The following is a 13,047-nucleotide window of genomic DNA, read 5'->3' as shown; positions in this document are numbered from 1 at the left end:
CTGTTTTTCCAATTCCTTAATACGGCGCTGAAGTGCAATGGGATCATCTATGTTCTTTGAATGGCTCAATGGTAAAGAAGTTGGATAAAAAGATTTAACAGGACCTAGTTCCCTGTCATCGGAAATATAGCCAAGTTTTCTCATCCAGTCCAAAAGCTGACCATGCCCCTTATCTTGACCAGTATATTTTTCCCACAACTCATTTTTAAGATACTTACCAGTCAAAAATTCTTTGATCATGGCTTCCCGTTCTTCCCAACTCAAAGAACCACCTGTTCTTATCTTCTTTTGCTGTCTTTTCATAGTTTACGTTTTGTGTAAACCTATTCTAGGACAAGTCATCAGTAATCGTCAAAACGAAGGCGATCAAGTCCCCTTCAGGGGATTTAGGGGTAGAAATTTCTGTAAAAGACAACGGCTCCGGAATCCCTGATCACATTAAAGAAAAGATCTTCCAGCCTTTCTTTACCACCAAGCCAACTGGGTCTGGAACAGGCTTAGGCTTGTCTTTGAGTTATGATATCGTCAAGGCGCATGGAGGGGAGTTGAAGGTGGAATCAAAGGAAGGAGAAGGAACTACATTGTTTATTCAATTGCCACTTTAGTGAATTCTTGATTTTCAAACTTCACGCAAACTCCAAAATCTCAATTAGGTGGAGAAGTTGTGGCAGACTTGCTATGGTTTATATACCTAATGCACCTAAAGTCCTCATAGAATAAATACCAAATAACTGGCATTCGTTTAATCCGAAAATTGCTAGAATAATCCCCAATCATCAACTAGCTATATAAGAATTGGCTTTATTAATATCACTTTATAAAAACCATTAAAATCTATATAGTTTAGTTTACTCTTGGAATTTTAATTTTCAATAATAATATATTCATATACATTTTAATATTGGGCTAAATAGTTAAAGTTCATAGGGGTCAATCAATTATATATTTTCAGTAACGACGTTTTTATTCATAGCAGATAATTGTAAATATTTGATATTTAATATTTTGGCAACCTATTTTTGGTTATTTTAGGAGTATATACTGTTAGTACTCTTCTGCTTTCGACAGCAGAAAAAAGTAGTTTTTGATACTTTTTGTTTGATTTTAGACTCTATCAAAAACCATATAATTTCTAATTAATATTTAATTCTTTAAACTTAAAATGCCATGATGAAAAAATCACTTTCTGTCACTAAGGGGCTCGTTTTTATTTTATTGCTCATATCAAATTTCACCTTTGCCCAAAATGTAAAATTGGAACAAGGCCAAAACGGCGGATTTGATAGCGACCCTATCAGCCCAGTAAACTGGTCCTCTGGAAATTCAAATTCTGGCAATAGCCATTTCTATGAGGGACAATCCATTCCTTATCGTCTTACTATTTCTAAGTTAAAACCCGGCAGTCATACGGTAGAAATTGAGTGGGACACAAGTAAGGACAATAAATATGCGATCGACTATATCACCAGTTTCGATAGAATCTGTGAAGAGGTCATTCCAATCTCTGGAAACCCAAATTATGCTGTTATCCCAACTCCTAATGGTGTTCCCCAACCTTTCACAAGTTTTAATGAACTTGCTCCACAGGAAAGGAGAATAGCTATTTATGGCGGGACATTTAATGAAATCCGCTATGTGCTTCAGGAGATAAGTTCCTCTTCTAGTACCATCACTAGATTAAGTATAACTTTTTCAGTCAACGCTAGTAATGGGGCAAATAATACGGCGGTTATTGCTTGGGGTGGTCACATCGCCAAAGCACAGGATTGGGGTGAAGGAAATTCAGCTTCCAGTATTAACGGTTCACCATACCACACGCGCGTCGTTTCTTTAAACGGCAAGTCAGTTGGTAGCCAAAGCGCCTCTGTTCAAGCTGCATCAGAAGTAATTGACTTTGATACAGAATGTACCATTAAAGGAGAGACTGAGGTTTGCGCTGGATCTTCTGCTTCCTACACCGTGCCAGCTGGGTCTCTTTCATACATTTGGTCTTTAACAGGAGATGGGGAAATCACTTCTGGAGTAGGAACTAACACTATAAATGTAAATTGGACAGGATCAGGGAGTGTATCAGTTAAAATTGACAACATTGGAGCTTGCGCACCTACCGAATGTACGCTTGGTGTCAACTTGATTACCCCACCAGCTTTATCCGTTGTAGATGCGGTTCTTTGTAGTACAGAAAATGGTGGGAATTCAGCTATTGCAAATCTAAATGATTTTGTAAATGTGGATTTTGGGGATTTGATATTTACTCGAAATGGCCAAATCATTGAAACTCCTGAATCAGTTTTAGTGACTGATGGTGATGAAATTGAAGTTTCAGCAAATGGTAATTGTGGAAGCGCAGAAAATTTCAAAGTGACGGTAAACGATCGTCAAATCTTCGGGATTTGTACCCAAGGAAAAGTATATGAACTCATCGGTTCAGAATTAAGTGCCCTTCATGAAATATTCAATCAAGGGCAAATAGTAGAATCAAACGAAGTATTTTATATCGATGGAAACGAAGTTTTGATCGAAGTAATATACATGAGAGATAAGTTTGGTGAAGCCAAAGTGATTCTTGAAAATTTAGGATTCGTCACTCCAACAGAGGATGAACTAAAGCAAGATCCAAATTCCTTGATTATTGCAGGCTTTTTCCCAATAGAAAAGTTATTGGAATTAAATCAATTTCCTGAAACCATAAATCACGTTCGGCCTGCTATTCCACCTGTCGCCAATAAAGGAGCTACCACCACTCAAGGCGACCGTGTTATGCGATCAAATTTAGTAAGAGCTGGGTATTCTCACTTTGAAGGGGATCAACCTATAGACGGAACTGGTATAAAAATCGGAGTTCTTTCAGATAGTTATGCCACCCGAACAGATGCTGGAGTCAATACACTGGCTAACGACATTTCCAATGGAGATTTACCTGCTAGCACCTATTTTTTAAGAGATATGCCAAGTCGATTTGGGACTGGTACTGACGAAGGTCGTGCGATGATGCAGATTATTCATGATGTCGCACCAGGCGCAGAACTTGGTTTTAGGACTGGAGTTCTCACTGCAAGTGATTTTGCCCAAGGAATTAGGGATATGGCTGCAGCAGGAAGTGATATTTTAGTAGACGATATATCCTATATGACTGAGCCTACTTTTAGCGACGGTAAAGTGGCAAAAGCAGTAAATGAAGTTACGGCTAATGGAGTGTCCTATTTCACTTCCGCGGGTAATTTTGGCAGCAATAGTTTTGAGGGCTTATTTACCCCTACGATAGACCAAAATATCCAATTGCCTTTGAATAGTGGCACATGGGGTGGTGGCCGAGTTCATCAATTTACCAATGGAAATACAACCCAATCAATAAACGTTTTTCCTGGTAAAAATGGTCCTGCGGTTTACATGATTGCTCTTCAATGGGATGATCCGCTCTATTCAATTGACCAGGGTGGTAGCTTGTATGATCTGGATATTTATCTAAAAGACTTTGGTGTTCCTTTGTATGGTTTTAACAGAAACAATGCAAATGGTGACCCTATAGAAATTCTTTCTTTTACCATATCGCAACCAACCACCATTGAACTTTTGATTGCTAGGGAATGTGAAAGTTGTCTTGACATGGAGTCCAATTTGGGGATTAAGTTCAAGTATATTGTTTACAGAGGTGAACTTGACCCAAATGATCCCAATGGAATCAACGCATCCTCAATTGTAGGCCATGCAAATGCAGAAGGCGCCATGACTGTGGGAGCCGTGCTGTATGCCAACACTTCTGTTTTTGGATTTGATCCTGAATTGGTTCCAAGCGGAACTGCGCCGTTCACAGTTGCCTCATTCTCTTCTCGAGGAGGAACGACAACCAATGGCGTAATCCGAAGTAAGCCAGATTTTACTGCACCAAATGGGGTGAATACCACCGTAAACTTTGGTGCGCCCAATCTGGAAGCGGATGATTTTCCAAACTTCTATGGCACCTCAGCTGCAGCTCCCCATGCTGCCGCCATTGCTGCCTTAGTGAAGCAAGCACGAGTTAAATATTATCCTGAAACCAAACCAACAGATTGGGTTGGTGAAGTAGGTGCCAGTTTACCAGAAGACATTCGCCGAGTACTTAAAACTACCGCCCAAGACATGCATGAATCCGGAGATGATTTCAAATCTGGGTCTGGACTTGTTAGGGCTGATAAAGCATTGCTCACACTAGCCGCTCCTAATCCAGACAACATAGAATTGGTTTATGATGAAGGTATAAATCCTGGAGAGGTTGAATTTCAATTGATCATAACAGGGACTAATCTCTATGAGGGCTCGAATGTTTATTTGAGAGAAGAACAGCTAGTTGCCATTTATGGAGTTGATGAATTTGGATTTGGGTACTTGGAAGTAACAGTGCCTCTTTTTGAAGGAAATCCAGGTGTCACGGTGGTAAATAATGCTATTTCTGATAGCGAATTGGATGGAGGAACTGCCGGTCCGGAATATTTCTTTGGTATAGTTAAAAAGACTATTGCCATCAGAGCAGACGATGTGACTAAAAAGTATGCTCAAGTTATAGAGCCATTTTCTGCAAGTGTATATGAAAGAGTGGATAGCAATTGGGAGTTAAGTGATCTTACATTAGAAGAAGTTGGTCTAACTCTTGATCCCGAAAACCCAGACCCTTCTTTACAGCTTGTTACGCTAGCTAGTCCGATCAGTGGAGATTTGGCAGAGGTTGGGACTTATATAATTACTGCTTCTCACGCTCAAACAAGTGTTACTTTCTCGGATTTCTACAATTATGTAGGTGTTTTGCAAGAGGATGAGACTCTTTTTTACGACGGAACAAATGATGCCTTCGGGAATTATGGACCGGGAATTATTACTGTGGAATCATTGTCAATTACCATCAAACCTGTTGACTTGGTTGGCGAACTAGCCTTGGAATACGGCGAGTCCATCAGTGATGCTATAAATTATGAAGTCATTATTCCTGAGGATCTCATTGAAGCTGAAGGCGTGGTGAAAATAAATGACGTTCCGGGTTTGAAGAACAGCATTATTACTCAGTATATGCAGGATCTGGAATTGGCCAAAAGAGAAGGTGACAATAGTCTCCCACTGGGTATTTTTAACGGTAGGGTGATTATCAACAAAAGTAGCTTAATCAATAAAAGCTTTATGGTAAGTAGTCGCACTATCATCAATGCGAGATCCATCATCAATGCAAGAACCATCCTTAATGGCAGACCGATCATTAATTCTGCATTCGATGTTCCTGGCTCTTCATTCCTTGATTACCTGGAAGATCCACTGAATCAGGAACTGAAATCTGTCAGCATAAATGCAAGGACAATGATTAATGCACGAACCATGATCAATGCACGGACTATGATCAACGGAAGAGTCCTTATTAATGGTCGTGTCCTCATCAATGCACGGACTATGATTAATGGGCGAACCATTATCAATTCAAGGACAATTATCAATAGCACCGGAGGTGAAGGAGAAGAAGAGGAAGCTAATAGCTTGGTGATTTTTGGAGAAAATGACCTAGAATTTGCGGTAGAAGGTGAAAATGAAGTCATCGGAAAATATTATGATTTTGGTGAAGAAATTGGTGAAGATGATAATGATTTCAACCTGGAATTCTTCTCTGTGAATATGGTCACAGGAACAGATGTGGGTAATCATTTCATTATTCCAGGAACATATGAATCACGAAACTTTACTGTATCCTATCTGCCGGCAGATCTTACTATTACTCCAGCTCCTTTAACTGCTGCTACCTCTGCAGATCCAGATTTAACTAAGTATGGCGAAGCAGCTCCAGCATACAAAACTGAATTTGATGGGTTTAAAATCAGCACCAGTTTCCGTGATCCAGAAGGAGTACTAGTGACCCTCGAGGATAACGAAGAATCTGTAATTAGCTCCATCTCTTATTCTCTTCTTAAGGATAGTAATCCATATGTAATTACTGATGGATTAATAGATGCTGGAATTTATGAGATTGACCCTACAATTACTTTTGTTGATCCTTCAAATTATAGCATTGAGAGCGTCACCAAAGGTTTGCTGACCGTGGAGAAAGCAACTCCTACGGTATCTGTAACGGGAGGAAGATTTGAATATAATGAAGGTCCAATAGAGGCAACTGCTTCTGCCTACGGAATCGGGGGCGTTGAGGATCTGTTAGACCCTACACTGATCACGATAGAATATTTGGGAGTTGGTGAAACAAGTTATGGGCCTACTTCTTTTGCTCCAACTTTCCCGGGTACCTATCAGGTAATAGCAACCTTTATTGGAAATGAAAATTACAATTCAGCCAGTACAGAATCTAAAGCATTACTCATAGTAGGCTGTATCAATGAGGCTCCAGTGATGGAAGGTTTTGAAACGGCAATGGGGGCAGGAAATACAAGTAATCCAGCAAGAATAAAAAAGCCAGCGAATACGCAAGTCGGAGATTTGTTAATTGTCGGATTGATGTTTGAAAAAGGCGCAGCACCTTCTGTCAACCCACTTGATAAAAATTGGGTTCGCATCCAGCGAGTGAACCAGGAAAATCAGGTGGCAATGGTTACGTTCTACAAAGTGGTGAAGGATAACAATGAGCCGGAGAATTATGAATTCAGAATTAATCAATCTCCAAAATGGACGATGGGCATCACACGAATAAGTGGAGCAGATGTAGAACATCCTGATGGTCCAATTGTAGCATTTAGCGGAGCATCTGGTTCTCAAGGATTTATTGCTACTGCACCATCTCTTACTACTGTTGATTGCAACAGCATGGTGATGCTATTCTACTCAAATAAGAAAAACGCAACATGGACAGCGCCAGCAGGTACCATTGAGGTTTACGATGATCCAAATGATCAGCAAGGATTAACCTCTAACATGATGGCCTACTTTATACAAAGTGAACCAGGAGCAACAGGGGATTTAAGTGCCACTGCCTCATTAGGTGAGAATTGGGTATCACAGGCTATAGCTATCCGCCCAATGGTCTCAAATTTTGAAAACGCCAGACAGGTTCCTTTGCTAGACCAAACGAACACGGAGATAGTCTTATCTGAAGGAATGTCCAATCTTCAAGAAGAAGAAGAGATATCAACTGAATTTATAGCCTATCCTAATCCTGTCAGAGACGTCCTAAATCTTAACCTAAAAGGTCTGGTTATAGAAGAACCATCAGATTTCTCATTAATTATTTTGGACGCAATGGGAAGAGTCCAGCAAATGCCAAAAATCTGGAATGAAAATGAAAGTCGACTTCAATTAGACTTCTCACAGATGCATATAGGTCTATATATTATTCACATCAATACCGTGAAAGGAATTAAATCGGTCAATGTGATTAAAGAGCCCTAAATAATTGAGAAATACCTTTTTAGAAACGTATGGGATAGTATTTCATACGTTTCTTTTCTTAAATTAAAATTCATAACAAGTTCATCATATGAGTTTTGTTTATTTTTAATAAAAGCGAAGCCTTTTAACGAAAGGGGTAAAAAGTAGAGTATTACCAATCTGAACAAGGCTTATCAATTAGCATTTACAAAGGTGATATGAATCGATTTTTGACTATCAATAAGTACTTCTTTTTATTACTGATTTCTTTTTCTCTTTTAAATGAAAGTGAAGCACAAACTTCTCGGGCAGATAGCTTATTAAGCTCTATTAGAGAATCAAAGGATGACAGCTTAAAAGTCAACCAGTATTTAGATTTAGGGCTAGAACTATTAGGCTCAGAAATAACAGAGGCCATTCAATATATTGATAAGGGAATCCAACTCTCGACTGAAATAAATTATAAAAAGGGATTGGCCGATGGTTACAATGCCAAGGGAAGAGCCTATTCCCAACTCGGAGACTTTCAAGAAGCCATTTTAAGTTTTCAGGAAGCGCTGAAGTTTTTTAGAGAGATTCAGGATGAAACCGGTGAAGCCAATATTCTAAGCAATCTTGGTTCTATTTATTTTAAAATGGGAAATAATACCAAGGCACTGGAACTCCATTTTGAATCACTAAAAATTTCTGAACAGCTTGACAATAAATTAAGAATTGGTACTTCTCTCAATAATATAGGGACAGTCTATAGTAGTAATCCAAATACAATCAATGAGGCGTTGACTAATTTCAAAAAATCACTTGAAGTATTTGAAGAGATCGATATGGAAATAGGTATGGCCATAACAGCGATGAATATTGGTGAAGTTTACTTTATGGAATCCAAATACGATTCCGCAACCTATTATCATGAAGTAGCTTTGGCATTTTGCGATGGAACTATAGATGCTACATTTCCTCTGACGCAACTTGGAGAGATTAATTCAATTCTGGGAAACTTCCCAAAAGCCTATGAATTTCATAATAGAGCAATAGAAATTTCCGAAAAGTCTGAGGCAAAATTTGAATTGACTCAGAGCCTAATAGGCATGGCCAAAACACAGAAATTACAGCAGAATTTTGAAGGAGCAATAAGAAGTTTAGAAAAAGCAGAAATCCTGGCAATAGAAACTGATGCTAAGAAAGAGTTGGTAGAGATTTATCAAAATATGGCAGAATCCCATGCTCAAATAGGAGACTATAGGGCTGCCTATGAAAATGAGTTAAATGTTAAATCTGTAAAGGAAAATATTGCAAAAACTAGTACAGAGAAAATGATTCAGCAGCTTCAATTCGAATTCCAATTAGACAAAAAGGAAGCTGAAATTGAGATTTTGCAAAAGGATACAGAACTAAAAAATGCTGCTGTATTTAACCAAAAGATTATCATAATTGCTTCATTGGTGGCTTTAATAATGTTTGTTATTATAAGTATCTACCTCTATAGAAACAACCTTGGGAAGCAAAAAGCAAATCGATTGCTTCAATTCCAAAAAGAAGAGATTCGATCTCAAAGGGAGATTGCAGAATCAGCATATGATAAACTTTTATCCACACAGGCCCTACTTATTCAGTCCGAAAAAATGGCCTCTCTTGGAGAACTGACTGCTGGAATAGCTCATGAAATACAGAATCCGCTGAATTTTGTAAATAATTTTTCAGAATTAAGCGCAGAATTAGTGGAGGAAATGAACGAGGAATTGGAAAATGGAGACTTAGAGGAGGCTAAAGCTATTGGCAAAGACTTAAAAGCAAACCTTTTTAAAATCAACTCACATGGAAAGCGAGCAGATGCGATTGTCAAAGGAATGCTGGAGCACAGTAGGACGAACAAAGGAGAAAAAGCTCCTACAGACCTGAACGCCTTGCTAGATGAGTTTGTCCGTCTTTCCTACCATGGTCTTCGAGCCAAGAAAAAAAGCTTTAATTCCGATTTTAAACTGGACCTTGATCCACAATTACAAAAGGCAAGTGTAGTGGCTTCGGATATCGGCAGGGTGATTTTGAACTTGGTGAATAATGCATTCTATGCAGTCGACGTGAAGGCCAAATCAGCTCCCGATAGCAATCGGGCGGAAGGCTTCAAACCAATGGTAATTATCAGCAGCAAAAGGATTGAAAACAGAGTCGAGATTTCTGTAAAAGACAATGGAAATGGAATCCCAGACTCAGTGAAAGATAAAATCTTTCAACCATTCTTTACTACCAAACCGGCTGGTTCTGGGACAGGGCTTGGCTTGTCTTTGAGTTATGATATCGTCAAGGCTCATGGTGGGCATATTGAAGTGAATAGTACAGAAGGGTTGGGCTCAGAATTTACTATTACCTTACCTATATAAAATTAAATAAACTCATATTTTAACTATAAAAATCATGATCAAATTAACCGTTTTATACAATCATCCAGAAGATCCAGCAGCTTTTGAAAGTTACTATGCATCTACTCACATGCCTCTTGTAGGTAAAATTCAAGGTGTAGTTAAAGCTGAAGTTACCAAGTTTCTTCCTGAAGCTGATGGGTCAAAACCAGCATACTACAGACTTGCAGAACTATATTTTGAAAATCCAGAGTCACTTCAACAATCAATGGGTTCGGACGAAGGACAAGCTACTGCAGGAGATCTTCCGAATTTTGCCACAGGTGGGTTCAAAATTATGGTAGGAATGGTAGGGTAATCTTTCAAAGGAAAAATAAGGCCCTTAGTACCTAGAGCAAGAATCTATTTTCAAAATAATCAGTGTCAAACCGATTAATACCCGATCGGTTTGACACTGATTTTATGATTTCCCTTTACTACCCAAAATACGCTCCCTATGTCTAAATCTATTTTCCTGGTTTTCCTTGCTTTTATATCATGTCACTTTTTGCTTGCTCAAACTGCCGGAGACTTGGCTAAAGTGACTACAGCTTTTGTACAGACATTGCCAAGTGATCAAAAGGCCACTATTCAATTTGACTTTGCAGACAGTTTACGCACAAAATGGACGAATCTTCCTATCGGACTAGCTCCAAGAAGTGGGGTGAAGTTTGGGGATCTATCGGAGGAGAGCAAGATAAAATTCCATCGGGTGCTCAGTACGATTTTCAGTTCTCAAGGATATCTGAAAGTCTTCACCATTATGCAAGTCGATGATATTTTGCATGAAATCATGGAGATCGCTTATCAGAGAGAGCAGATGAATGAAAAAACCATCAAGATGATCCGTACACTGGATTGGGATTATGGGAATTATGTCGTTGCGATTCTCGGTGATCCCAGTGTTGATGATAGTTGGGGTTTGAAACTCGAAGGACATCATCTTTCTATCAATTTGACAGTTTCAGGAGACGAATTTTCGATGACACCAGTTTTCCTTGGTTCTGATCCAGCAGTAGTGGAAGTGACCCAATACGCAGGTTTGCGGCCTTTGAGTAAAGAGGAGGATTATGGATTTTGGTTAGTTAATACACTAGATGATGCCCAAAAAGCTAAGGCAACGTTAAGTGAAAAAGTACCCGGAGATATCCTCACCAGTCCAAGTAGAGATCAATGGATAAATGAGTATAGAGGTATAAAAGGATCAGAATTGAATCCTGAGCAACAGAAAATTCTTCATTACCTGATAGAGGAGTATGTCAATAACCTAGACCATCCAAAAGCGGAGGAATACTTGGCAATTCTTCATGCACGCGGTATGGATGAAGTTTATTTTAATTGGATCGGGAGCTACGAGCCTATGAAAGCTCATTATTACATGATTCATAGTCCGGACTTCATCATCGAATACGACAATGTAGGCTTTCTTGATAATGCCAACCACATTCATACGATTTGGAGAGAGAATGGAAATGACTTCGGCGAGGATATCCTCAAGAAACACCGGCTGGCCCATCATCACCAATGAAATTGGGAATAGTGAGTACTCCCAGAAATTAATCTCTGTATGGGATAGAAGTGTGATCTCCTGAAATTATTCTTATTTTGCCTATTGCTTAGTTTTTTATTTTTAATGCAAGCCCTGTTTAAATGGATTTTATACTACTGATCATTGCCTTTAGATTTCTTCAAACGCATGCCCAAACCAAAGAGCATTTTCCTGAATGGCAAGGATTATTTCTAAAAAGCTTAATTGCAGCCTGCTGTTTTTTGGCTATCCAAATTGTATTTGAAAGAACGGATGGAGTGATGCGCTGGGTGGCTCATTGTATTAATTTATATGTGGTGTATGCAGCATATAATCGACAAGTATTTGCGCCGCTTAAGCCTTTTGTATATGCATTTTTTCCTGTGGTGTTTGTACATATTTTTCAGGACCTTACCAGGCTAGTTGCACCGGAGTTTTATCATAGTTGGGAAAGCTTATTTGGTACCGCAGGCGCATTTGCATGGATCTGGCTGGTGGCTCAGTTTATTATAAGTAGAAAGCAACGCAAAGCCTTAGAGACAGAGAGGATAAAGGCCATACAGAAGGAAATTGAATTTAAGAATTCACAAAAGCGTAAAGATGCACTTGAGATCCAGGTGGCTGAACGCACGGCGGAACTCACAGCCCAAAAAGAATCGCTGGAGAAAACACTGCATGAGCTCAAAGCAATGCAGTCCCAGCTTATTCAATCTGAAAAAATGGCCTCACTTGGAGAGCTTACAGCGGGTATTGCTCACGAGATTCAAAATCCTTTGAATTTTGTCACAAATTTTTCTGAATTAAATAAGGAACTTCTAGACGAATTAAAAGACGAATTAGTTAAGGGAGATCTAGACGAAATCAGGTTGATTGTTGGTGATATAATGGCCAATGAAGAGAAAATAATTCATCATGGTAAACGAGCTGATGCCATCGTGAAAGGCATGCTTCAGCACAGTCGTAGTAGCTCTGGAGTAAAAGAACTAACTGATATCAATGAACTCGCGGATGAATACCTTCGACTATCCTATCATGGACTGAGAGCAAAAGACAAGTCATTTAACGCCAGCATGGAAACTGACTTGGACGAGGCAGTTGGTATGGTAGAAGTAGTTTCTCAAGAGATCGGAAGAGTAATACTGAATTTGGTGAATAATGCATTTTATGCAGTTTCCGAACGGAAAAAGCAAGTGGATGACTTCGGTGATGTCAGCCTTTCCAGTAGCTATAAGCCTACAGTTTGGTTGTCTTCTAAGAGGACAAACAGGGGGATAGAGATCAGAGTGAAAGACAATGGGACTGGTATGCCTGATGGAGTAAAAGAAAAAATTTTCCAGCCATTTTTTACTACTAAACCTACTGGTCTTGGTACTGGATTAGGGCTTTCTTTGAGTTATGATATAGTGAAAGTACATGGTGGCGAATTGACTGTGAGTAGTCAAGTGGGAGATAAAGAGAAGGGTGAAGATTCGTGGACTGAATTCTATATTTTTATTCCAAATTATTAGTGAGTTTCGGGATATGCTGTGACTGAGGCTGTCAAATAGATACTCCATTTTTTATGTTCATGTTCATGAATAAACCCATGTTAGAGCGTGTTTTTTTAAAAACTAAAGCTTCTTATTTTTCTACTCAAAATTGGACTTTTCAAATCTCAATAGTTGTGAATAATTAGAATTGAGCTAAAATCAGGCGCTTTTTGAAATTGGAAAGTATTTGCGTATTTATTGAAAAAGTACAAAAATTGTTTTTTGAAAAGCGTTTTATATGGTTTAAAATATATTTACCTTTTGAAAA

At 38.9% G+C, this 13,047-nt stretch carries 7 protein-coding genes; 6 read left to right on the top strand and 1 reads right to left on the bottom strand.

Annotated elements, in window-relative coordinates:
• Positions 1-303: hypothetical protein (locus BM291_RS20130; protein ID WP_139229153.1), on the bottom strand; the 303-nt coding region annotated here is incomplete at its 3' end.
• Positions 304-347: 44 nt separating this feature from the next.
• Between BM291_RS20130 and BM291_RS20125 the strand changes: the two genes are divergently transcribed.
• The 6 genes from BM291_RS20125 to BM291_RS20100 all read left to right on the top strand — a co-directional run bounded on the left by BM291_RS20125 (position 348) and on the right by BM291_RS20100 (position 12,758).
• Positions 348-605 (top strand): sensor histidine kinase, encoded by a 258-nt coding sequence (locus tag BM291_RS20125; protein ID WP_317045672.1) that lies wholly within the window; start codon positions 348-350, stop codon positions 603-605.
• 562 nt (positions 606-1,167) lie between these two features.
• Positions 1,168-7,347, top strand: coding sequence for a S8 family serine peptidase (locus BM291_RS20120; protein WP_245786929.1), 6,180 nt, complete (start codon positions 1,168-1,170; stop codon positions 7,345-7,347).
• 197 nt (positions 7,348-7,544) lie between these two features.
• Complete coding sequence (locus BM291_RS20115) at positions 7,545-9,704, top strand: tetratricopeptide repeat-containing sensor histidine kinase (RefSeq protein ID WP_092901204.1); 2,160 nt, start codon at positions 7,545-7,547, stop codon at positions 9,702-9,704.
• A 34-nt stretch (positions 9,705-9,738) separates the two neighbouring features.
• Positions 9,739-10,041 (top strand): EthD family reductase, encoded by a 303-nt coding sequence (locus tag BM291_RS20110; RefSeq protein ID WP_092901201.1) that lies wholly within the window; start codon positions 9,739-9,741, stop codon positions 10,039-10,041.
• 138 nt (positions 10,042-10,179) lie between these two features.
• A complete protein-coding gene (locus BM291_RS20105; protein WP_092901198.1) occupies positions 10,180-11,250 on the top strand; it encodes a DUF3500 domain-containing protein in 1,071 nt (356 codons plus the stop codon).
• A 122-nt stretch (positions 11,251-11,372) separates the two neighbouring features.
• Positions 11,373-12,758, top strand: a complete 1,386-nt coding sequence (locus BM291_RS20100; protein ID WP_092901195.1) for a sensor histidine kinase — start codon at positions 11,373-11,375, stop codon at positions 12,756-12,758.
• The last annotated feature ends 289 nt before the right edge of the window (positions 12,759-13,047 follow it).

The sequence above is a fragment of the Algoriphagus aquimarinus genome (assembly GCF_900112005.1).
GTDB lineage: Bacteria > Bacteroidota > Bacteroidia > Cytophagales > Cyclobacteriaceae > Algoriphagus > Algoriphagus aquimarinus.
This window is presented reverse-complemented; position numbering and strand designations above follow the sequence as displayed.